Here is a 22,358-nt window from a genome sequence, read left to right on the forward strand (position 1 = left end):
GGCGTCGGCTCAGCCTCCCGCCGCGAGGGACCAGCGCGGGACACTGCCGGCGAGGCGGCACGCGAGGAAGTACAGGGGGATCGGCGGGGTGTACGGCGAGTCGCCCGCCGGGCTGTGGATCAGACGCGGCCTCCCGGAACGGAGGCCGCGGCGGACCCGGGTCCAGGACGGGTCGGCGCGATGGGCGCCGGCGGTGTAGGTGACGGAGGACGGCCAGGTGACGCCGATGTGGGAACCGGCGGGGACGATCCACCACCAGCGCTCGCGGCCCGCCGAGTCGTCGGCGAAGACGCAGCCGACGCGGGGCAGACAGTCCAGGATGCGTTCGCCGTGTTCTCTGGAGGTGCCCACCACGTCGCACCCCAGACGGGTACGCAGTTGTGCGGGTATCACGAGACGGACCGGGTGCTCGGGCGGCGGCGTCGCGGACGTACGCGACCACGGGTCAGGGGCGTGCTGCAGTTCCATGAGGCAGGAGTCCTTCGGCCGAGTGGGGGGCGGGCCGGGTGAGGTGCGGGGTGGGCGCGAGCCCGGAGGCGGCGAGTTCCCGTGGCGTCGACGGCGGCGGTGACAGCGTCTGCCGCGACGGCAGGACGGCCCAGACGACGCGACCGGAGCCGTACGCGGCGTCCCTGACACCCCAGTCGCTGCTGAGCATGCCGACCAGCATGAGACCGCGACCGCCCTGGTCGTCGGGGCCGGCGCTGCGCTGTGCCGGAAGGGTCAGACCGCGGTTCTGGTCCTCGACCTCCAGATGGAGCCGGTGTCCGTCGGTGCGCAGTCTGCACACGATCCACTCGCTCGCCGTGTGCGTGAGCGCGTTGGTGACGAGTTCGGAGGTCACGAGGACGGCGTTGTCACACGTCTCGGGGTCCGTGCCCCATTCGCCGAGGAGCTCGCGCACGTTGCGGCGGGCCAGGCCCACCGAGGCGGGGGCCGGAGACAGGCCGAACACGCCTGCTCTGTGGGGGTGTTCGTCCGCGGGCAGTCGGCCCAATGGCTTGGGGAGGGAGGGCGTAGCCATCGCCGTTCGCCTTTCGTCTGCCTTCGCACCGGGGGTCGAACCGGTGCCGGTACCGCACCGATCGGGCGCGCCGCGAGGTGCGAGCACCTCGTTGCGGACAGTGACGGTGCGCGGGCCGTTCTCCCCCAACTGGACCGCGTCGTCACGTCGTTCACCGGGCCGGGACGGTACGCCCCACTGTGACACCTGCCAACAACAGCCCGCAACCGACAAGTTGAAAATTGCAATTCGCCACGTGCATGCTTCCTCCGTCGAACGGGTGATCGTGACAGACTGCGACCTCGAACCCGCTGTGAGGGGGTAAGGCGTGACCGCGGAAACCGGCTGGGGCGGCGCGCCCTCCGTCCTGCGCATGATCCTCGGCAGGCAGCTGGAGGACCTCCGCACCCGGGCCGGGCTGACGTTCGAGCAGGCCGGTGCGGCGATCGGGGTCAGTCACTCCACCATCCGCCGCATGGAGGCCGCCAAGGTGGCGCGGCTCAGGCTTCCCGACGCGGAGAAGCTGCTCCAGATCTACGGCGTGACGGACCAGCAGGAGATCGACACCTTCCTCAAGTCGGTCCGCGAGGCGAACAAGCGCGGCTGGTGGCACACGTACCGTGACGTGCTGCCGGACTGGTTCGCCGCGTATCTGAGCCTGGAGCAGGCGGCGTTGCAGATCCGCGCGTACGAGGCGCAGTTCGTGCACGGGCTGTTGCAGACCGAGGAGTACGCGCGCGCCCTGCTGAGCGCGGGCAACCCGCACGCCTCCTCGGAGGCGACGGATCGCAGGGTGGCCCTGCGCATGCGGCGTCAGGAACTGCTCTCCCGGCCCTCGCCGCCGCGCGTGTGGATCGTGATGGACGAGACGGTGCTGCGGTGGCCGGTCGGCGGTCCCGAGGTGATGCGCGCCCAGATCGACCACCTGATCGCGGTCAACTCGCTGCCCCAGGTGACCCTGCAGATCATGCCGTTCGGGAACGGCCCGCATCCGGCCATGCGGGCCGGAGCGTTCCACCTCTTCCGGTTCCGGGCGCGCGAGCTGCCCGACATCGTCTACCTCAGCGGCCTGGTGGGCGCTGTGTACCTGGACAAGGACGACGACGTCGTGGTCTATCGCGAGGCCCTGGACCGGCTGGGCGCCCAGTCGGCGCCCGCCAGAAAGACCGAGGCCCTCCTCGGTGCGATCCGCAAGGAGCTCTGACGTGCACCACCACATACGCAACGGCATGCCGTCCCGGGAACTCGGTACACGCGGCTGGTACAAGCCGTGGAGCGACGACGCGGGCGGCGCCTGCGTCGAGGCGAAGAAGCTCGGCGACGGCCGGGTCGCACTGCGCCAGTCCACCGATCCCGACGGCCCGGCCCTGGTGTTCACCCCGTACGAGATGACGAGCTTTCTGGCAGGTGTGAAGGCCGGCCGTGCCGACTTCCTGCTCTGACCTCCCTGTTCCGAAACTCCTGCTTCTGCTTGAGCGTTCACCGTGAACCGACGACATGATGGGAGGGCGGCGTTGCCCGAAAACGGATGGCCTGCCGACCGGATCGACACCGAGAACGCACACTCGGCGCGCATCTACGACTACATCCTCGGAGGCAAGGACTACTACCCCGCCGACAAGGAGGCGGGCGACGCCATGGCGCGGGAGTGGCCCGCGCTGCCCGTTCACATGCGTGCCAACCGCGACTGGATGAACCGCGCCGTGCGCTGGCTCGCCGAGGAGGCGGGGATACGCCAGTTCCTGGACATCGGGACGGGCATCCCCACCTCGCCCAACCTCCACGAGATCGCCCAGTCGGTGGCCCCCGAGTCCCGTGTGGTCTACGTGGACAACGACCCGATCGTCCTCACCCTGTCCCAGGGGCTGCTCTCCAGCACGCCGGAGGGCAGGACGGCGTACATCGAGGCGGACTTCCAGCACCCGGAGGCCGTGCTCGGGTCCGCCGAGTTCCGCGAGACCCTGGACCTGGACAAGCCCGTCGCGCTGACCGTCATCGCGATCGTCCACTTCGTCCTGGACGAGGACGACGCGGTCGGCATCGTCCGCCGCCTCCTGGATCCGCTTCCCTCGGGCAGCTACCTGGCGATGACCATCGGCACCGCCGAGTTCGCACCGGAGGAGGTGGGCCGGGTCGCCCGTGAGTACGCGGCGCGGAACATGCCCATGCGGCTGCGCACGATCGACGAGGCCGAGGAGTTCTTCGAGGGCGTGGAGCTCGTCGAGCCGGGCATCGTCCAGGTCCACAAGTGGCACCCGGACGGCGCGGGCGAAGAGGGCATCCGCGACGAGGACATCGCCATGTACGGCGCGGTGGCCCGCAAGGCGTGAGGCTCCGCGAAGGGCCGTGAGCCACGGCCACGGCCCGCTCGGCACCACTCGGCACCACCCGGCCGCCTCGACGGTCTCGCGGCCTGCCCGGCGCTCCTCAGGGAGCGCCGGGCAGGCCGCGGCCGTGGTGTCCCGAGCCGCCGAAGTCCCGTCAGTGGCCTCTCGCCCGGGGTCGTCCGGTCCCGGCTCGACGACGCGTCCGCCACGGCCGGCGCCGCGCTTCGCCCTCGTACGGTTCCCGTGGCGCCCCGCGCCCGGCTCCGGCCGCACCCGCCGCACACCGGCGCGGATACCACCGGTAACATTCGGATGTTCCGGCCCCGCGCCAAGATCAAGAACGACAACTCCGGTCATGTGACCGCTCACTTGACGATCAGGTGTCTCACACGATTGGCTCCGGCCAGCGAAAGTCGGACAGTCGGCCCACTCGTCCCGCCGGCCGTCGCGGCGACTTCGCGCTCCCATCCGCTTGCCCGGCCGCACAGCGAGGTGCCGTATCTCCATGAACCCGACCCCCTCCCGACACCTTTCCGCCGCCTCCCCGCACGGCACCGCCCTGGCCGGCCTCGCCGCCGCCTGCCTTCTCGCCACGGGCTGCACCGGCTCGGACGGATCGGACACGGACGGGGACACCGCCCCGGCGGGCAAGGCGGGCGCGGCCGGGATCAAGGTCGCGCTGATCACCCACAGCGCCCCCGGCGACGCCTTCTGGGAACTGGTGCGCAAGGGCGCCCAGGCGGCGGCCGCCAAGGACGGCATCGACCTGTCCTACGAGAACGACCCGGACGCCGCCGGCCAGGCCGAACTGGTGCGGGACGCGGTCGCCGAGGGCGTCGACGGCATCGCGGTGACCCTGGCCAAACCGGATGCCATGAAGGGCGCGGTCGCCGCGGCCCGGGCGGCGGGCATCCCCGTGGTCGGCCTCAACTCCGGTATCGACGCCTGGAAGTCGGGCGGTCTGATGCAGTACTTCGGCCAGGACGAGAGCGTCGCGGGCCGGGCCGTCGGCGACAAGCTGGACGACCTCGGGGCCAAGCACGCCCTGTGCGTCATCCACGAGCGGGGCAACGTCGCCGTGGAGGCACGCTGCGCCGGCGTGAAGAAGTCCTTCGGCGGCCGGACCGAGATGCTCTACGTGAACGGCACCGACAAGGAGTCCGTGACCGACTCGGTGGCCGCCGCGCTGCGGCAGAACCCGGCCATCGACGAAGTCGTCATGAACGGCGCCCAGTTCGCCCTCGCGGCCGTGAAGGCCGTGAAGGAGGCGGACAGCGGGGCCGAGGTCGCCACCTTCGACCTCGACAAGGACCTCGTCAAGGCCGTGCAGAGCGGGGACGTGCAGTTCGCGGTGGACCAACAGCCGTATCTGCAGGGATATCTCGCGGTGGACTCCTTCTGGCTCTACGAGACCAACGGCAACGTCAGCGGCGGCGGAGTGGCTCCCGTGCTCACCGGACCCGCGTTCGTCACCAAGAAGAACGTCGCCGCGGTCGCACGGTTCGCGGCCGACGGAACCCGCTGAACCACCCGCCGTGACCGTCGGGCCCACCCCCCGTCAGGTAACGGCGACGCCAAGGTTCCGGTACTCACGGTGCGTACGGTCACTTGTACGGATAGCATCCTGCGCACCCCCTGTGCTGCACCGGACACGTGGTCACCCGCCGCGTTCGTCCCCCCGCCCGTTCCCGCCGCTCCCCTCCGCTCACCGCTGATCGCTCTAGGACGACGATGTCTCCACGGACAGGTGCCCGCCGCCGTCTCGGCTCCATACGTCTCTCACTGATCCTGCTGGCACTGGTTCCCAGCGTCACCCTCGCCGCCATGTGGGGTGTCACCACGATCCAGATGTTCTCCGAGGGTCTACGGCTGCGGGACCAGACCGGGCTGAGCAGGTCGACCGGCGCCATGGGCACCGACGCGACGCTCGCCCTGCAGCAGGAGCGCAGCCTGTCGGCCGTGCTGCTGGCCTCGCCCGGCAGCTCCCGTACCGCCCTGGACCAGCAGCGGGACCGTACCGACAAGGCGATCGCGAAACTGGTCGGCCAATCCGAGGCGATCCAGCAGGCCCCCGAGCGCATCGGGGACCGCATGTACTCGGTCATCGCCTCCGTGGGCAGTCTCGAGTACTACCGGGGGCAGGTGGACAACCCCACCGACATCACGCCCGAGCAGGCGCTCGACCAGTACACCTCGATCATCGACGACCAGATCCACGCCTTCCAGGAGATCTCACAGGTCGACGACGGTGACCTCACCTCGCAGGCCGGGCCGCTCGTCGCCCTCGAACACGCGGCGGAGCTGGTCTCCCAGGAGGACGCCCAGCTCCACCTGGCCTGGCCGTCGGGCGAGCTCGACGAGAAGGCGTGGACCCACTTCACGCAGCTGGTCAACGCCCGGCGCTGGCTCGTCGAGGACCAGCTCGTCCCGTCGCTGCGCGGCACGGTGAAGGCGCAGACCGAGCGGATCCTCCAGGGCCCGGAATGGAAGTCCCTGGAAGCCGTCGAGGACCAGGTACTCGCGGCGCGCGCGAAGGGCGGATCCGAAGGCCGGAAGATCGACCTGCCGGACGCGCAGAAACGCTGGAACACGGCGCTGGACAAGCTCTCGGCCCAGTACACGAGCCTGATCCGCCAGGAGACGTCGGCGCTGCTGGAACGCAGCGCCGAGCAGGCGCAGGGGCTCCTGGTCAAGGCGGCCGCGCTGAGCGCCGGCGGCCTCGTCGCCCTGCTGGTGTGCGTCGTCATGTCCTGGCGCATCACCCGTTCCCTCTCGCGCCGGCTGCGCGGGCTGCGGATCGCCACCCTCAGCCTGGCCGAGGAGCGGCTGCCCGACGTGGTCACGCGGCTCGACCGCGGCGAGACGGTCGACGTGGACTCCGCCACGCCCGAGCTGGACTACGGGGACGACGAACTGGGGCAGGTGGCCCAGGCGTTCAACACCGCCCAGCGCACGGCCGTGAACACCGCGGTGGAACTCGCCGACACCCGGCGCGGTTTCCAGAAGGTCATCCTGGGCATCGCCCGCCAGAGCCAGAACCTGGTCAATCTCCAGCTCACCAAGCTCGACGCGCTGGAACGCGAGCACCAGGACCCGAACATCCTCAAGGGCCTGTACGAACTCGACTCCACGGCCAGCCAGTTGCGGCGGTACGAGGAGAACCTCGTCATCATCAGCGGCGAGCGGCCGGGGCGCAGCTGGACCGAGCCGGTCGCCCTGATCGACATCCTGCGCAGCGCGGTCGGCGAGGTGGCCGAGTACCAGCGGGTGGAGGTGCACACCGACGAGGAGGTGTTCCTCGCGCCGCCCGCGGTCGCCGACGTCATCCACCTGCTGGCCGAACTCATCGACAACGCGACCACGTACTCCCCCGCGCCCAGCCCGGTCGGGGTGCGGGCCGGTCTGGTGGCCAAGGGTCTGGCGGTGGAGATCGAGGACCGCGGTCTGGGCATGTCCGAGGACGACTACGCGTCGTTCAACGCCCAGTTGGCGCTGCCCCCGCAGTTCGACGTGGTGGCGCTCGCCGACGACCTGCGGCTCGGCATGTTCGTGGTGGCCCGGCTCGCCACCCGGCACGGGATCGCCGTCACGCTGCGCTCCTCGCCGTACGGGGGAACGACCGCGATCGTGCTCATCCCGCACGAGGTCGTGGTGCGCGAGCTCCCGGAGCCCGCCGGGGACACGGAGAGCGCCACGGCGGCCCCGGCGCGGCAGGCCGTCCAGACCGCCGCGAGGAGCACGAGCGCCCCGGCCGCCGAGCCGGACGGGCCCACGCACGAGCGCTCGCGGGAGGCGGAACCCGTCGCCCGGGCGCGGACGGCCGAGGCGTCCTCGGCGCGGGCCACCGCTGTCGTCCCCCGTCCCGGTCCGGGCGCCACCGAGGCGCGGGGCACGATCCCTCCGCTGCCGCGCCGGGTTCCGCAGACCAGCCTGGCCGCCGAGCTGCGCGAGGACTCCACCGCCGACGAGGCCGACGACTCCTTGCAGGACTTCACCGCGGAGCGCGCCGCCTCCTCCCTCGCCGGATTCCAGCGCGGGACGCTCCAGGCGCGTGACAACGACGCGGATACGACGTACGACCTAGGGGAAGAACCCGCGCCCGAAGGCGCATCCGTCGCCTCGACTCCGCCCGCAGACCGCTCATGAAGGACAGAGAAATGACACGCCCCATCCCCGCCACGCACAGTCAGCTCGACCAGCTGCTCACCGGACTGGTGGACCGGGTCGCCGAGGTGAACCAGGCCGTCGTGCTCTCCGAGGACGGGCTGGTCGTCAGCAGGTCCACGGGATTCCTGCGCGACGACGCCGAGCGGCTGGCGGCGACCGCGTCCGGCCTGATGAGCCTCAGCAAGGGCGTCAGCATGGACTTCCGCGGCGGGCCCGTGCGCCAGGCACTCATCGAGATGGCCAACAGCTACCTGATACTCACCACGGCCGGCCCGGGCGCCCACCTCGCCGTGCTCACCAGCAAGGGTGCGGACGTCGGTGTGGTCGCGTACCAGATGAACATGCTGGTGAAGAAGATCGGCGAGCACCTCAGCGCGGCGCCGCGTGCCGGTGTCGTCGCCACCGACAACGGCGAGTGAGGTGAACGGAGGCGACTCGGCGGGCCGTCTCGTACGGCCGTTCACCCTGACCGGCGGCCGTACCCGGCCCAGCCGCGCCGACTTCACCCTCATCACGTCGGTCGCCACGGTGGACCCGCCGCCCGACCGGGCCGCCCGGCCGCAGCCCGAGCACGCGCGCATCCTGCGGATGTGCGTGAAGCCGGTGGTGGTGGCGGAGCTCGCCGCCCAGCTCGATCTGCCGGTGAGCGTGGTCTGCATCATGCTGTGCGACCTGCTGGAGGCGGGCCGGATCACCGCTCACGCGCCGCGCACGATCTCCCGTACGTCCGACATGGACCTGCTGCAGAAAGTGAGGGACGGCCTTGGCCGGCTCTGACCCCGTCATCCAGGGGACCTCAGCACCCGACACGGTCAAGATCCTGATAGCCGGAGGGTTCGGCGTCGGCAAGACGACCATGGTCGGCTCGGTCAGTGAGATCGTGCCGCTGCGCACCGAGGAACCGCTCACCGCGGCCGGCCTGGGCGTCGACGACCTGGGCGGCATCCCGGAGAAGCACGCCACCACGGTGGCCCTGGACTTCGGCCGGATCACGCTCAGCCAGGAACTCGTGCTGTACCTCTTCGGCACACCCGGGCAGCAGCGGTTCTGGTTCATGTGGAACGACCTGGCCATCGGCGCCCTGGGCGCCGTGGTCCTGGTGGACGTGCGGCGGCCGGAGTCCAGCTTCGCCGCCATCGACTTCTTCGAGCGGCGCGACATCCCGTTCGTCGTCGGCGTCAACGGCTTCCACGGGGCGCATCCCTACGCGCCCGAGGAGATCCGGGACGCGCTGGCCCTGCCGGAGCACGCCCATGTGCTTCTGTGCGACGCCCGGGACCGGGAGTCCTGCCGGGACGTACTGATCGCGCTGATAGACCAGTTGATAGCGTCCTCGGCCCGGAGCAACGGAAGCGGCCGCCCGGGCCACCGGGGCTGAACGCCACCACCCCGCAGGGTCTTCCCACCGTGAAGGGCCGGCTAGGAGGCCGCGCCGCCGCCCTCCAGGTGCGCGAGATGGGAGACGTTCTCGCGGTCGTCGGCGTCCTCACTGGCCTCGGCGTCGAACCAGGCGTCGAGGATCTCCCCGAGCAGCGGCCCGGAGGTCAGCCTCAGGCTGAGGGCCAGTACGTTCGCGTCGTTCCAGCGGCGGGCGCCCCGGGCCGTGTACGCGTCGGTGCACAGCGCGGCACGCACGCCCGGCACCTTGTTCGCGGCGATCGACGCGCCCGTGCCGGTCCAGCAGCACACGACCGCCCGGTCCGCGCGCCCGGCGGCGACGTCACGGGCCGCCGCCTCCGAGCACACCGCCCACCGCGCGTCGGCCCCGGGCCGCAGCGCTCCGTGCGCGAGGACCTCGTGGCCGCGCTCACGCAACTCCGCGACCAGCGCACGCGCCACGGGTTCGTCCATGTCCGAGGAGACGGAGATCCGCATGGTCCGGAGACTACTCGGCTCCGTCGACGGGCGTCAGCCGCAGCGAGATGCTGTTGATGCAGTACCGCTGGTCGGTCGGGGTCGGATACCCCTCGCCCTCGAAGACGTGGCCCAGATGCGAGCCGCAGCGGGCGCACCGCACCTCGGTGCGGGTCATCCCGTGCGAAGTGTCCGCGATCAGCTCGACCGCTTCGGTCTCCTTCGGGTCGTAGAAGGACGGCCAGCCGCAGTGCGACTCGAACTTCTCCGTGGAGGTGAAGAGTTCGGCGCCGCAGGCCCGGCAGGAGTACACGCCCTTCGTCTTGGTGTCCGTGTACTCGCCGCGGAACGCCGGCTCCGTGCCGGCCTGGCGCAGCACGGCGTACTCGGCCGGGCTCAGCTCCGCACGCCACTGCTCGTCCGGCTTCTCGACGTCGTACGACATGTTGCTCAACCCCTCGGCTCAGGTCCGGCTACTTCGACAGGCGGGTCAGGATCTCGGGTCCGAGGTCCGTCACGTCACCCGCGCCCATGGTGAGAACGAGATCACCGGGCTTCGCCATTCCCGCCACCACCGCGGGCACCTCCGCCTTGTCGTGCACCGGCGTCACGTCCGCGCCCGCCGCCCGGGCCGCCTCGATGATCAGCTCGCTCGTCACGCCCGGAATCGGGTCCTCACGGGCGGGGTAGATGTCGAGGACGACCGAGGCGTCCGCGAGGGACAGGGCCTGGCCCATCTCCTTGCCCAGTTCCTGGGTGCGCGAGAAGAGGTGGGGCTGGAAGACGACCAGGATGCGGGCGTCGCCGGCGGCCGCCCTCATCGCTTCCAGGTCCGCCGTCATCTCGGTGGGGTGGTGCGCGTAGGAGTCGATGACCTGCACGCCCGCCTCCTCGCCCTTGAGCTGGAGGCGCCGCTTCACTCCCGTGTACGAGGCGAGGGCCGGGGCCAGCTCCGCCGCCGGGATGCCCAGCGCCGCGCCCGCCGCCAGCGCGGCCACCGCGTTGTGCGCGTAGTGGCGGCCCGGGACCGAGACGGTGAAGGTGAGCACGGAACCGTCCAGCTCGACGGTCACCTCGCTCTTGAGGCCCTGGGGGATCACGGACAGGACGCGTACGTCCGCGTCCTCGGACTCGCCGTACGTCACCACGCGGACGCCGTCCGGCAGGCGCCGGGTCAGTTCGCGGGCGCCCTTCTGGTCCGCGGTGATCACCAGCGTGCCGCCGGGCACGATCTTCCCCGCGAAGGTCTCGAAGGACTCGTAGATCTCGTCCATGGAGGCGTAGTTGGCGTGGTGGTCCAGCTCCACGTTCAGCACGATCGCCACCTCGGGCGCGTACTTGTGGAAGCTGCGGTCCGACTCGTCGGCCTCGGCGACGAAGATCTCGCCGTCACCGTGCAGGGCGTTCGAGCCGGGGACGTCGAGGTCGCCGCCGATCGCGTACGAGGGGTTCAGGCCGAGGGCCGACAGGGAGACGGCCAGCATCGACGTCGTGGTCGTCTTGCCGTGGGTGCCCGCGACCGCGATCGGGCGCAGTCCGTCCATCAGGCGGGCGAGGGCGTCCGAGCGGTGGACGACCGGGATGCCCAGCTCGGCGGCGCGGGCCAGCTCGGGGTTGTCGGCCCGGATCGCGGAGGAGACGACCACGCAGGTGGCGTCGGTCGCGAGGTGTCCGGCCGCGTGGCCGATGTGCACCGTCGCGCCCAGGGCGCGCAGGGCCTCGGCGGTCGCGGACTCCTTGGCGTCACTGCCCGCGACCTCGGCCCCGCGCTGCGCGAGGATCTTCGCGATGCCCGACATCCCGGCGCCGCCGATGCCGATGAAGTGCGGTCGGTCCATGGCGGTGGGAAGGCCGGGTGTCATACGGGTTTCTCCCAGGATTCGGGTACGACGGTGAGCGCGCCCAGCTTATTCGGTACGGGGACGGCCGCCCGCAAGGGCCACGGGAACCGGGCCGCTCCTCCGGTGCCCGCGCGGCCCCCGCCTCACGCCTTGCTGTGCGAGAACAGCTTCAGGACCGGCACTCCCACCTTGTGGCGCGCCCGTGAGGCCCAGTCGCGGTGGAAGAACTCCTCCACGTAGTGGGGATCGGTCAGCACGATGACCTCGTCCGCGTCGATCTCGTCGACCAGGGTCTTCAGCGCGTCCAGCGGGTGGTCCTCGATGAGCCGCCCCTCGGCCTCGCTGCCGGTCGCGCGCAGCGCCACCAGCGACACGTCCAGGGCCTGCTGCCCCTGCCCGGCGGCCTCGTCGCCCTCGGGCGTCTCGTGCTCGCGGGTCGCCTCGTCGAGCTCGCCGAGCGCCACGTCGTCGATCGCCCGCAGCAGCCGGTCGGCCTGGTCGCCGCGGGGCTGGAGCAGTACGTGGAAGGCGACGTTCTCCTCGCCGTGCAAGGTGGTGACGAACTCCACGTCCGCGGACGTAAGGGCCTTCTCGATCATCAGTACGCTTGTGAACACGACAGCGCCCTTCTCATCCCTGGGCCGTTCGTAGGCCCCTGCAAAAACCATCCTGCCCCGTGATCCCACGGGTACCGCGCAATCCAGTGTGCCCGGCGAAAGCCAATCGGAACGGGTTATTCCGCCTCTTTGATCAGGTCCGACGGTAACGGCTGAACAGGAAGCCGGCCTCCTCCAGCAGGGACGTCAGCTCGAACCGGCTCGGCACCGCCACCTGCGGGCCGCCGGCGATGCGCTGGGCGTCCCCCACCGTGAGCATCGGGGAGACCGTCAGGCAGAGCTCGTCGAGGACCCCCGCCGCGACCAGCTGGCCGAGCAGCCGGGGCCCGCCCTCCGTCAGGAGCCGGTGCATGCCCAGGTCGGCGAGCGCACGCACGGCCCGTGCGGGGTCCACGCCCATGCCGTCGCCCGCGATCACGACCTGCGCGCCGGCCTTCTCGGCCGCGGCCACGCGGCCGGGCGCCGCCGCGGCCCCCGTGAGCACGAGCGTGGGGAGCAGCGGCGAGGTGAAGAGCGGGAGCGAGAAGTCCAGGTCGAGGCTCGCGCTCACCACGGCGATCGCGGGCGCCGGGCCCTGTCCCGCCGCGGCCCGGAGCGCGGCGAAGTCCTCGCGTGCCCGTGCGGGCCGGTACCCCTCCTGGCGTACCGTTTCCGCACCGACCACCACGACGTCCGCGAGGGCGCGCAGGGTGCCGAAGATCCGCATGTCGGCGGCGCTGGAGATGGGCTGCGACCGTCCGTCGTGCTGGGCGGCCCCGTCGAGCGTGGAGACCATGTTGGCCCGCAGCCAGGGCTCGGGCCCCGCGGGGCCCGTGACGCCCGGAGGATAGGCGTACGCCCCGGCAAGCTCATCCAGCCCCCATTCCCGGTCCACCACCTCCGAACCGGCCACCCCGCCCGCGGCCCGGGCTGCTGTCTCTTCGGTCACAGGGAACAGGCGTCGCATGTCGTGCAGTCTGGCACGAGACGTAGAGTGGGGAACCGTGTCAACCTCCGCCACCGCCTCCGGTTTCGGCTCGATAGCCGATGCGACCCCGTCGTCCCTGTGCGCCCGCGAGCCGCGCGTCCCCGCCGAGCGGCTGGTCGCCGAGATGGTGCCGCCGCCGCGCTTCGACTCGGTCCGCTTCGACACGTACATTCCGGATCCGGGCCGGCCGAGCCAGACCGAGGCCGTCCGTGTCCTGGACGCGTTCGCGGCGGGCCTCGCGGGGGCGCACCCCGACTCCTCCGGCCGGCGCGGATTCCTCGGTTTCGGCAGGAAACCCGCGAAGGCCCCGGCCGGCCCCCGCGGTGTCTACCTCGACGGCGGCTACGGCGTCGGCAAGACCCACCTGCTCGCCTCCCTCTGGCACGCGACCCCGGCGGAGCCCTCGCTCAAGGCCTTCGGCACGTTCGTGGAGCTGACGAACCTCGTCGGCGCGCTCGGTTTCCAGCAGACCGTGCAGACGCTGAGCGGCCACCGGCTGCTCTGCATCGACGAGTTCGAGCTCGACGACCCCGGCGACACCGTCCTCGTGTCCAGCCTCCTCGCCAGGCTCGTCGAGGCGGGGGTGGCGCTCGCCGCGACCTCCAACACCCTGCCGGGCAAGCTCGGCGAGGGCCGGTTCGCCTCGGTCGACTTCCTGCGTGAGATCCAGGGCCTGTCGGCCCACTTCCGGTCGCTGCGCATCGACGGCGAGGACTACCGCCACCGCGGGCTGCCCGAGGCCCCGCGACCGTACTCGGACGAGCAGGTCACCAAGGCCGCGTACGCGACGCCGGGCGCCTCGCTCGACGACTTCCCGCACCTGCTCGACCATCTGGCACGGGTCCACCCCAGCAGGTACGGCGCGCTGACGGACGGCATCGCGGCGGTCTGCCTCACGGACGTGCAGCCGGTCCCGGACCAGTCGACCGCGCTGCGGCTCGTCGTCCTCGCCGACCGCCTGTACGACCGCGAAGTGCCGGTACTGGCCTCGGGCATGCCCTTCGACGGGCTGTTCAGCGAGGAGATGCTGGCCGGCGGCTACCGCAAGAAGTACTTCCGCGCGATCTCACGGCTCACGGCGTTGGCGCGGGACGCAAAGCCCCTGGTCAAGGACTGACCTGTCGTCCGGTCAAGGACCGACCTGCCGTCCGGCCGGGGACCGGCCGGACGGCGGCGGGGCGCCGACCGACCGGTAACACCGTTTTTCGGACCGATTTCGGCCCGCAGCAGTCGCTCTTCAGCCCTCTTCAGGCTCTCTTCAGGGTGAAACGTTAAGTTAACCCTGCAAACAACTTCCCGCGTTAACGTACGTGTCGACGTGGGTGTACGTGATCTGAGCCGGCCGGGAGGAGGACCATGCGACGAGGCACAACGGCCCGGACCCTGTTCGCCGTTCTCGCCGCCGTCCTGCTGGCCCTCCAGTTCTCGGCGCCCACCACGACGTTCGCATCCGCGCACACGACGCAGCTCATGGGCCCCGAGAGCGGGGCCGAGTTCGTCACCTGTGGCAAGGCCTCGCACTCGCACGGCCCGGCCACTCCCCTGCGCACCCGCGACCGCGTCCGGGTCGCGGACCACGTACCCCAGCCGTCGGCCCGACCCCCGCTCTGCGGGGACCTGACGGCCGGTCACGAGGACCCGTCGCACACCGCCGCTCCCGCGGCGCACCACCGTGCCACGAGATCCTCGGCGGGCCACTCCACAGCGGCACTCCAGGTCTTCCGCTGCTGACCCCACCATCGGGACGAAGCGACACCGACTGACCCACCCTCACCACGCCACGTCCGCCGAGCGCGTCGACGTGGGGTCATGTCGCCGTACCCGCATGCGCTCCGTTTTGTAAGCCGACGCGTCCTCACACGCGCCAGGAGGAACTGACACATGCAGCCCCTCATCGATCACGCCCGCTCCTTCCGCAAGCAGTCCGCGGACCGCCCGGAGGAGTTCGCCCGCCTCGCCGAAGGCCAGTCCCCGCAGGTCCTGTTCATCACCTGCTCCGACTCGCGGGTCGTCCCGGCCCTGATCACCGGAGCCCGGCCCGGTGAACTCTTCGAACTGCGCACCGCGGGCAACGTGGTCCCCCCACACACCTTCACGCAGCCCACCAGTGAGGCTGCCACCATCGAGTACGCGGTGGAGGTGCTCGGAGTCGCGGACATCGTCGTCTGCGGCCACTCCCACTGCGGCGCCGTCGGCGCGCTGGTCCGCGGCGACGACCTGACCGCCGTACCGGCCGTGCGCGACTGGCTCACCCACTCGACGCCCCGCCCCGAGGGCACCCTCGATGACCCGGCCGTCGCCGACGCCGTACAGAACCACGTCCTGACACAACTGCTGCGCCTGCGCTCGTACCCGTGCGTGGAACGCCGGCTGGCCGATGGTCAACTCCGCCTGCACGGCTGGTTCTACGAGGTCCACACCGGCTCCGTACTCGCGCACGACGTCCGCTCCGACTCCTTCGAGGCGCTGTGAACGGCACGACGGGCAGCCCCGCGACCACCGGCCGGACGATCACGGGCGGGCGAATGAAGTTCCCTCATCTGCGGCAGGACTTCGCCGCGTCACTCGTGGTCTTCCTGGTGGCTCTGCCGCTGTGCGTGGGCGTGGCCGTGGCCTCGGGCGTACCCGCCGAACTCGGCCTGATCACCGGGATCGTGGGCGGTCTCGTCACCGGACTGCTGCCCGGCAGCAGCCTGCAGGTCTCGGGCCCGGCCGCGGGTCTGACCGTGCTGGTCTTCGAGGCGGTGCGCGAGTACGGACTGGCCGTGCTCGGGGTCATCGTGCTGGCCACCGGTCTGATCCAGCTCGCCATGGGCGCGATGAAGCTGGGGCGGTACTTCCGGGCCATCTCGGTGGCCGTCGTCGAGGGCATGCTGGCGGGTATCGGACTGGTCCTGATCGCGGGCCAGCTCTACTCGGTGGCCGGCCTGGAGGCCCCGGCCTCGGGCCTGGGCAAGCTCGCCGGGCTGCCGGGGCTGGTCGCCGACGCCGCCGGGTCCACCACGGCGCTGGTCTCCTTCGGACTCGGCGCCGCGACCGTCGCCGTGCTCGTGCTGTGGAAGCACCTGCCGAAGAAGGTCCGTACGGTGCCGGGGGCGCTCGCCGCGGTGGCGCTCGCCACGCTCGCGACGCTGGTGTTCGACCTGCCCGTGGCGACCGTCGAGGTGCAGGGCCTGCTGGACTCGGTCCAGCTGCCGGGGCTCGACGCCGTCGGTCAGCTGGCGAACCTGGCCGTGCTCGGCACGGTCCTGGCCTTCGTGCTGATCGCCTCGGCCGAGTCGCTGTTCAGCGCGGCCGCCGTGGACCGGCTGCACGACGGACCCCGCACCGAGTACGACAAGGAACTGATGGCGCAGGGCGCGGGCAACACGGTCTGCGGGCTGCTCGGCGCGCTGCCGATGACCGCCGTGATCGTGCGCAGCTCGGCGAACGTGTCCGCGGGCGCCCGGACGAAGGCGTCCCGGGTGATGCACGGCGTGTGGCTGCTGCTGTTCGCGGCGCTGCTGCCGGCCGTGCTCGCCTACATTCCGCTGCCGGCGCTCGCGGGCATCCTGGTGCACGCGGGCTGGAAGCTGATTCCGCTGCGCGGGATCGCGACTCTGTGGCGCGAGCACCGGGGCGAGGCGCTGATCCTGGTCGTCACGGCCGTGTCGATCGTCGCGGTGAGCATGTTCGAGGGTGTCCTGATCGGGCTCGCCCTCGCGGTCGCCAAGACGGCGTGGGAGGCCTCGCACATCAAGCTGGAGGTCATAGACAAGGGGGCGGGTCCGGTGCAGGCGTACCTGTCGGGCAACGCCACCTTCCTGCGGCTGCCGAAGATCCTCGACAACCTGGAGGCGCTGCCCCAGGACCGGCCGGTCGAGCTGGACCTGTCGGGGCTGCACCACCTGGACCACGCGTGCCGGACGGCCCTGGAGAACTGGGCCGAGCGGCACAGCGCGAAGGGGACGGAGCCGGTGAAGGTCACGGCTGCCTAGTCGCCGAGCGCGCGCACAGAACCGGCCCGAGGCTCACCGGAGTCCCGGGCCGGTCCCGTCGTGCACCCCCGGGCGTATCGTGGGAAGCACCGCACACGTGACGGCTCGGACGACGGAAAGAGGTCGTCATGGTCGAGGAACTCCTGGTCGCGGCAGCGACGGCCGCGTCCGCCGGCGCCGTGTACCTCGCGGCCGCCGCCCGGGTCGTCAAGCAGTACGAGCGGGGCGTGGTCCTCCGGCTCGGGCGCCTGCGCGGAGAGCCGCGCGGTCCGGGGTTCACCCTGGTGGTGCCCGCGGTCGACCGGCTGCACAAGGTGAACATGCAGATCGTGACGCTGCCCGTGCCGGCTCAGGAGGGCATCACCCGGGACAACGTCACCGTGCGCGTCGACGCCGTCGTCTACTTCAAGGTGGTCGACGCGTCGCACGCGATCATCCGGGTCGAGGACTACCGCTTCGCGGTCTCCCAGATGGCGCAGACGTCCCTGCGCTCGATCATCGGCAAGAGCGATCTCGACGATCTCCTGTCGAACCGCGAGAAGCTCAACCAGGGCCTGGAGCTGATGATCGACAGCCCGGCCGTGGACTGGGGTGTCTCCATCGACCGTGTCGAGATCAAGGACGTGTCGCTGCCGGAGACGATGAAGCGGTCCATGGCACGCCAGGCGGAGGCCGACCGTGAGCGGCGGGCCCGGATCATCAACGCCGACGCGGAACTCCAGGCGTCGAGGAAGCTGGCGGAGGCCGCCGGGGTGATGTCGGAGCAGCCGGCCGCGCTCCAACTGCGGCTGCTGCAGACGGTGGTGGCGGTTGCGGCCGAGAAGAACTCCACGCTCGTCCTGCCCTTCCCGGTCGAACTGCTGCGGTTCCTGGAGCGGGCCCAGCAGCCCCATGAGTCCCAGAGCCCAACTCCCCCGCCATACGGGTCATCTGACGCATCGTGAGAACGCCACGCTACGCGCGTGGTTCACGTGCTGGGGACCGCGTGATACACACAGGCGGGTCACGTTCTCCTGTCCGCCAACAGGAAGGTTGCCCCATGTCCGCAACACGACGCGAGGTGCTCGCCCGCTCCGGTGCCCTGGGAGTCGGCATCGCCTTCACCGGAGCCGTGTCGGAGCTCTTCACGGGTACGGCCGCCGCGCTGGGCCACTCCGGATACGGCCCCCTGCTCCCCGATCCGGAAGGCCTGCTGGATCTGCCGAAAGGTTTCCGCTATCGGGTGCTGTCCCGCGAGGGCGACGCTCTCCTCTCCGGCGAGGGCCGGGTGCCGAGCAACCACGACGGCATGGCCGCCTTCGGCGGCAGACACGGCCGCGTCCACCTGGTCCGCAACCACGAGAACCGCGCCACCGGAAGGATCCCGGTCCCCACGGTCGAGGGCCTCACCTACGACCCGATGGGCAAGGGCGGCTGCACCTCGCTGACCCTCGACGCGCACGGGAGCGTGGTCGGCGAGCGGGTGGCGATCGCCGGTACGGCGGTCAACTGCGCGGGCGGACCCACCCCTTGGGGCACCTGGCTGACCTGCGAGGAGACGGAGGACAAGGCCGGCACGAACGGCTACACCAAGGACCACGGCTTCATCTTCGAGGTCGACCCGTCGGACCCGCGCCGCACGGGAGCGGTCCCGCTGACCGCCATGGGCCGTTTCCAGCACGAGGCGGTGGCAGTCGACCCGAAGCGCGGTGTCGTCTACGAGACGGAGGACGCCTTCGAGAAGCCCTTCGGTCTCTTCTACCGCTTCCTGCCCAAGAAGCCCGAGGGCGGCCGCGGTTCACTCCGTGCGGGCGGCCGGCTCCAGGCGATGCGTGTGCCGGGCGTACCGGACCTGTCCTCGATCCAGGAGACGGGGGCGAGCTTCGACCGCGTCGAGTGGGTGGACGTACCGGATCCGCTCGCCGCCGAGACCGCCATCCGCTTCCAGGACTTCGGCCGCAGGGGCGTCACCCATGCCCAGAAGCTGGAGGGCTGTTACTGGGGCGGGAAGTCCGTCTACTTCGTCTCGTCGTTCGCCCACAGCAGCGAGGGGTCGGCGGCCGACCACTTCGGCCAGATCTGGCGGTACGACCCCGAGGCCCGCCGGCTCACGCTGGTGATCGTCTTCGGCCCCGACACCGACGTGCAGATGCCCGGCGAGTCCCCCGACAACATCTGCCTCGCCCCGAGCGGCGGCCTCATGGTCTGCGAGGACGGCGGGGGCGTGCAGCACGTGTACGGCGTGACCCGGCGCGGCGAGGTGTACCCGATGGCGCGCAACCGGCAGAACATCGGGACGCCGGACGCCCCGGAGTGGGGTGAGTTCGCGGGCGTCGCCTTCTCGCCCGACGGCAGGACGATGTACGTGAACTGCTACACCCCGGGGACGACGTTCGCGGTGACGGGCCCCTGGCGCAGGTAGCTCCCCGTGCCCCGCCGCACCCCGCGCGGCGGCGGGGCTCCCCCCTCTCGACACGGCGGTGACGTCGACCGGTTGTTCCGACGTGTCCGGTCGGCGTCACGTGGTGAGAAGGCCCTGCGCACGATCGTTCCGAGCCGCACGAGCGCGGGGACCGGTTCGCGACGGTGTCGGAGCCGGTCCGGGCCGATTCATCACCGCCACTGCTCAGAGCGATCGGATTCTCCTGTTGGACGGCTCAAAATCCACGGTGGAGGCTGGGACGTACCGAACGACCCCCAGGAGGAACCTCCATGCAGACACGCACCCTCGGTGACGTCCAGGTCGGAGCGATCGGTCTGGGCGGTATGCCGATGTCCATCGAGGGGCGGCCGGACGACGAGCGTTCGGTCGCGACCGTCCACGCGGCGCTCGACGCGGGCGTCACCCTGATCGACACCGCCGACGCCTACCACCGGGACGCCCACGAGGTCGGTCACAACGAGTCCCTGATCGCCCGCGCGGTGGCCGGGTACGGCGGCGACACCTCGGACGTGCTGATCGCGACGAAGGGCGGTCATCTCCGCCCGGGAGACGGCTCCTGGACGCTGGACGGCTCGCCGGAGTACCTCAGGAAGGCCTGCGACGCCTCGCTCGGGCGGCTCGGTGTCGAGGCCATCGGTCTCTACCAGTTCCACCGGCCGGACCCGAAGGTCCCCTACGCGGAGTCGGTCGGCGCGATCCGCGACCTGCTGGACGCGGGCAAGATCCGTTTCGCGGGCATCTCCAACGCGAACCCCGATCAGATCCGTCAGGCCGACGAGATCCTCGGCGGCCGGCTGGTCAGCGTGCAGAACCAGTTCTCGCCCGCGTTCCGTTCCAGCGAGCCGGAGTTGGAGCTGTGCGCGGAACTCGGCATCGCGTTCCTGCCGTGGAGTCCGCTGGGCGGCATCGCGCAGGCCCGCGAGCTGGGTTCGCGTTTCGCCGTCTTCGCGGACGTGGCGCGCGAGCGCGGGGTGAGCCCGCAGCAGGTGTGCCTGGCGTGGATCCTCGCGAAGGCGCCGGTGGCGATCCCGATCCCGGGCTCCTCGCGCCCCGAGACCATCCGCGACTCGGTCGCGGCGGCGGAACTGAAGCTGTCCGCGGAGGAGCTGTCCCGCCTGAACGCGGCGTAAAAGATCGCGCGGTTCCCCGCGCCCCCGAAAAAGGGCGCGGGGAACTGCGCGACCGGCCCCGACGGACCCGCACGTCACCACCGCCGGCCCCTCACCCCCCTCCTGGCAGACTGAGCACGTGAGCAGCGACGGAGCACAGGACAGCCCCTTCCGGCACGAGCGGACCGCCCGCGACGAGGCACCGCAGTTCGTGCTGCCCCTGGTCGTCCGTATCGAACGGAGCGAACCCCCCGCGCGGACGGACGCCCTGGAGAGCGCGGCCCGCGCCGTCCTGGTCCTCCTGAGCGACGAGCGGTCGCTCGGCGACGGGGAGTGGGCACAGGCCGTACGGGACTGGGAGGACGCCCGGATCCGCAAGGTCGTCCGGCGGGCGCGCGGCGCCGAGTGGCGCCGGGCGGAGGCGCTGCCCGGCATCACCGTCACCGGCAAGTCGGCCGAGGTCCGCGTCTTTCCCCCGGTGCCCCTGGACGGGTGGCCCAAGGACCTGGCCCGCCTCCAGGTGTCGGGCACCGACCTCGACGACCCGGAGCCGCCGGCGGACGTCGACGCGGCCACGCCCGTGCTGTGGCTGAGCCCCGGTCTGGACATGTCCGCCGGCAAGGCGATGGCCCAGGCGGGCCACGGCGCCCAGCTCGCCTGGCGGGAGCTGACGCAGGAGGACCGCACGGCCTGGCGCGAGGCGGGCTTCCCGCTCGCCGTCCGCACGGCGGGTGCCGAGCGGTGGGACGGGCTCACCACGAGCGGGCTGCCCCTGGTGCGCGACGCGGGCTTCACGGAGATCGCGCCGGGTTCCTGCACGGTGGTCGCCGACCATCCGGCACTGCGTCTCGACCGGCGCCGGACGCACTGACCTTCCGCGGGAGGCCCGCACCACGACACGGCTGGGCGGCGGCGCCGAACGAGCCGAGCGCCGTACCCACCGGTCGGCAGGTCAGCAGGTCGGCGCCCGGTCGGCAGGTCGCTGCCCGGCCGGACCCCGTCAACGACATGTGACGGAGCCGACACCGGCCATTGAACACCTCCGCCGCCCCGTACGTATCTTCTGGCGCTGGCCAAGTACAGATCCCCAACGACCAGTTGGTGTAACCCGGGAGGCACCTTTGCGGCGTATCAATGGCACGGCCCTCGTCATCGTGGCACTCGTCGGAACTCTCGGCGCGCTCGCGTTCCCCGTGTGGTCGTACGCCGACCGCGCGGGCACGGGGCCCGCGAACCTCGCCGCCGGGACCGTGCCCACGCGCTGGGGTCCGCTGACCGCCACGGACCGCGACCTGATCGTCCGTGTGCGGCTGGCGGGGCTGTGGGAACTGCCCGCCGCCCAGCAGGCACTGGAGCGGACGCCCAGTGGCGCGATGAGGGAGGCGGCGGACCACCTGATCGTCGGCCACACCGACCTCGACAAGCGGGTCCGGGTGGTCGCGCGTGACCTCGGCGTCGAGCTGCCGAACCAGCCGACCGAGCAGCAGCAGGGCTGGCTGAACCAGATGACCGCCGCGAGCGGCAAGGACTACGAGAAGGTGTGGGCGAACCTGCTTCGCTCCGCGCACGGCAAGATCTTCCCGGCGATCGGGGCAGTACGGAACCAGACGCGCAACTCGCTGGTGCGGCAGCTCGCCTCGGACGCCAACCAGACCGTGCTCGACCACATCACGGTGCTGGAGAAGACGGGCGCGGTCGACTTCGAGGCGATCGCGAACGACTCGGTGGCCGGGGCGACGGCCAGCCCGAGCGGTCCGCCGCCGCCCGTCGCCGGGGTGACCCCCGGCGCGGCTCCGCCCGCGGAGCCCACCGGGAACGTCGACACCTCGTCGAGCCCGTCGCCCGGCGCGCCGGGCACGGTCAACACGAACCGGCCCGATCCCGGGGACCCGGACGCCTCCGCCTCTCCGCAGTAGCAGGGAGCCCGCCACCCGTCCGTCCGAACCTCAAATGTTGCTCTGAACGTCCCCGCCGATGGGTTCGGCCCCGCTCGCCGGGGCCATGACTCCGTCACGCCGGAACACAGGTCCGTCGAAGGAGACGACACACAGGTCCTGGTGAAACCGTGGTGAAG

24 protein-coding genes are annotated in these 22,358 nt (G+C 71.4%); 17 read left to right on the forward strand and 7 right to left on the reverse strand.

Translation table 11 applies throughout. The features are described 5' to 3' along the window. Positions 1-9 precede the first annotated feature (9 nt). Together KUF83_RS18250 and KUF83_RS18255 are read right to left on the reverse strand one after the other, a co-directional pair. Positions 10-468 carry a hypothetical protein gene (locus tag KUF83_RS18250; RefSeq protein WP_217455781.1) on the reverse strand — a complete coding sequence of 153 codons (459 nt, stop codon included), beginning with the start codon at positions 466-468 and terminating at the stop codon, positions 10-12. Further along, on the reverse strand, positions 446-955 hold the full coding sequence (locus tag KUF83_RS18255; RefSeq protein WP_308403042.1) for an ATP-binding protein: 510 nt from the start codon (positions 953-955) through the stop codon (positions 446-448). Before KUF83_RS18255 ends, KUF83_RS18250 begins: the two co-directional genes overlap by 23 nt. A 376-nt stretch (positions 956-1,331) precedes the next feature. Between KUF83_RS18255 and KUF83_RS18260 the strand changes: the two genes are divergently transcribed. From KUF83_RS18260 to KUF83_RS18295, 8 genes are all read left to right on the forward strand, one after another. Then, positions 1,332-2,207, forward strand: a complete 876-nt coding sequence (locus KUF83_RS18260; RefSeq protein WP_217455783.1) for a helix-turn-helix transcriptional regulator — start codon at positions 1,332-1,334, stop codon at positions 2,205-2,207. Between the two features lie 25 nt (positions 2,208-2,232). Next, positions 2,233-2,445, forward strand: a complete 213-nt coding sequence (locus tag KUF83_RS18265) for a DUF397 domain-containing protein (protein ID WP_217455811.1) — start codon at positions 2,233-2,235, stop codon at positions 2,443-2,445. Positions 2,446-2,517: 72 nt separating this feature from the next. Further along, positions 2,518-3,333: an SAM-dependent methyltransferase gene (locus KUF83_RS18270; RefSeq protein WP_217455784.1), complete on the forward strand. Its 816-nt coding sequence runs from the start codon at positions 2,518-2,520 to the stop codon at positions 3,331-3,333. Between the two features lie 502 nt (positions 3,334-3,835). Then, positions 3,836-4,855 carry a substrate-binding domain-containing protein gene (locus KUF83_RS18275; protein WP_217455785.1) on the forward strand — a complete coding sequence of 340 codons (1,020 nt, stop codon included), beginning with the start codon at positions 3,836-3,838 and terminating at the stop codon, positions 4,853-4,855. Between the two features lie 206 nt (positions 4,856-5,061). Beyond that, the gene (locus tag KUF83_RS18280; protein WP_217455786.1) at positions 5,062-7,476 is read left to right on the forward strand and encodes a nitrate- and nitrite sensing domain-containing protein; all 2,415 of its coding nucleotides are present in this window, start codon (positions 5,062-5,064) and stop codon (positions 7,474-7,476) included. Between the two features lie 11 nt (positions 7,477-7,487). Continuing rightward, entirely contained in the window at positions 7,488-7,916 is a 429-nt protein-coding gene (locus KUF83_RS18285; protein WP_217455787.1) for a roadblock/LC7 domain-containing protein, read from the forward strand. A gap of 1 nt (position 7,917) precedes the next feature. Beyond that, entirely contained in the window at positions 7,918-8,274 is a 357-nt protein-coding gene (locus KUF83_RS18290) for a DUF742 domain-containing protein (RefSeq protein WP_217455788.1), read from the forward strand. Next, positions 8,261-8,875 carry an ATP/GTP-binding protein gene (locus KUF83_RS18295; RefSeq protein ID WP_217455789.1) on the forward strand — a complete coding sequence of 205 codons (615 nt, stop codon included), beginning with the start codon at positions 8,261-8,263 and terminating at the stop codon, positions 8,873-8,875. Before KUF83_RS18290 ends, KUF83_RS18295 begins: the two co-directional genes overlap by 14 nt. 41 nt (positions 8,876-8,916) lie before the next feature. Here the strand turns inward: KUF83_RS18295 and KUF83_RS18300 are convergent, their stop codons facing one another. The 5 genes from KUF83_RS18300 to KUF83_RS18320 form a co-directional block, all read right to left on the reverse strand. After that, positions 8,917-9,372, reverse strand: a complete 456-nt coding sequence (locus tag KUF83_RS18300; RefSeq protein ID WP_217455790.1) for an RpiB/LacA/LacB family sugar-phosphate isomerase — start codon at positions 9,370-9,372, stop codon at positions 8,917-8,919. Positions 9,373-9,382: 10 nt separating this feature from the next. Further along, positions 9,383-9,796 carry a peptide-methionine (R)-S-oxide reductase MsrB gene (msrB, locus tag KUF83_RS18305; RefSeq protein WP_217455791.1) on the reverse strand — a complete coding sequence of 138 codons (414 nt, stop codon included), beginning with the start codon at positions 9,794-9,796 and terminating at the stop codon, positions 9,383-9,385. Between the two features lie 28 nt (positions 9,797-9,824). Beyond that, the gene (gene murC / locus KUF83_RS18310) at positions 9,825-11,213 is read right to left on the reverse strand and encodes a UDP-N-acetylmuramate--L-alanine ligase (protein ID WP_217455792.1); all 1,389 of its coding nucleotides are present in this window, start codon (positions 11,211-11,213) and stop codon (positions 9,825-9,827) included. A gap of 122 nt (positions 11,214-11,335) precedes the next feature. Further along, complete coding sequence (locus KUF83_RS18315) at positions 11,336-11,809, reverse strand: indole-3-glycerol phosphate synthase (RefSeq protein ID WP_217455793.1); 474 nt, start codon at positions 11,807-11,809, stop codon at positions 11,336-11,338. Positions 11,810-11,942: 133 nt separating this feature from the next. Further along, complete coding sequence (locus KUF83_RS18320) at positions 11,943-12,755, reverse strand: pyrimidine reductase family protein (RefSeq protein WP_217455794.1); 813 nt, start codon at positions 12,753-12,755, stop codon at positions 11,943-11,945. Between the two features lie 37 nt (positions 12,756-12,792). Between KUF83_RS18320 and zapE the strand changes: the two genes are divergently transcribed. The 9 genes from zapE to KUF83_RS18365 all read left to right on the forward strand — a co-directional run bounded on the left by zapE (position 12,793) and on the right by KUF83_RS18365 (position 22,200). After that, complete coding sequence (gene zapE, locus KUF83_RS18325; protein ID WP_217455795.1) at positions 12,793-13,893, forward strand: cell division protein ZapE; 1,101 nt, start codon at positions 12,793-12,795, stop codon at positions 13,891-13,893. Positions 13,894-14,132: 239 nt separating this feature from the next. Then, positions 14,133-14,507 carry a hypothetical protein gene (locus tag KUF83_RS18330; RefSeq protein ID WP_217455796.1) on the forward strand — a complete coding sequence of 125 codons (375 nt, stop codon included), beginning with the start codon at positions 14,133-14,135 and terminating at the stop codon, positions 14,505-14,507. A gap of 150 nt (positions 14,508-14,657) precedes the next feature. Beyond that, positions 14,658-15,248, forward strand: a complete 591-nt coding sequence (locus KUF83_RS18335) for a carbonic anhydrase (protein ID WP_217455797.1) — start codon at positions 14,658-14,660, stop codon at positions 15,246-15,248. 53 nt (positions 15,249-15,301) lie between these two features. After that, entirely contained in the window at positions 15,302-16,753 is a 1,452-nt protein-coding gene (locus KUF83_RS18340) for a SulP family inorganic anion transporter (RefSeq protein WP_217455798.1), read from the forward strand. A gap of 128 nt (positions 16,754-16,881) precedes the next feature. After that, positions 16,882-17,697 (forward strand): slipin family protein, encoded by an 816-nt coding sequence (locus tag KUF83_RS18345; RefSeq protein WP_217455799.1) that lies wholly within the window; start codon positions 16,882-16,884, stop codon positions 17,695-17,697. A gap of 95 nt (positions 17,698-17,792) precedes the next feature. Further along, positions 17,793-19,154, forward strand: coding sequence for a PhoX family protein (locus KUF83_RS18350; RefSeq protein WP_217455800.1), 1,362 nt, complete (start codon positions 17,793-17,795; stop codon positions 19,152-19,154). 290 nt (positions 19,155-19,444) lie between these two features. Beyond that, entirely contained in the window at positions 19,445-20,305 is an 861-nt protein-coding gene (locus KUF83_RS18355; RefSeq protein WP_217455801.1) for an aldo/keto reductase, read from the forward strand. 118 nt (positions 20,306-20,423) lie between these two features. Continuing rightward, positions 20,424-21,155, forward strand: a complete 732-nt coding sequence (locus KUF83_RS18360; protein ID WP_217455802.1) for a peptidyl-tRNA hydrolase — start codon at positions 20,424-20,426, stop codon at positions 21,153-21,155. A 250-nt stretch (positions 21,156-21,405) separates the two neighbouring features. Further along, positions 21,406-22,200: a DUF4142 domain-containing protein gene (locus KUF83_RS18365; protein ID WP_217455803.1), complete on the forward strand. Its 795-nt coding sequence runs from the start codon at positions 21,406-21,408 to the stop codon at positions 22,198-22,200. Positions 22,201-22,358 lie beyond the last annotated feature (158 nt).

It is taken from the genome of Streptomyces sp. BV286, from assembly GCF_019090165.1.
Lineage (GTDB): Bacteria > Actinomycetota > Actinomycetes > Streptomycetales > Streptomycetaceae > Streptomyces.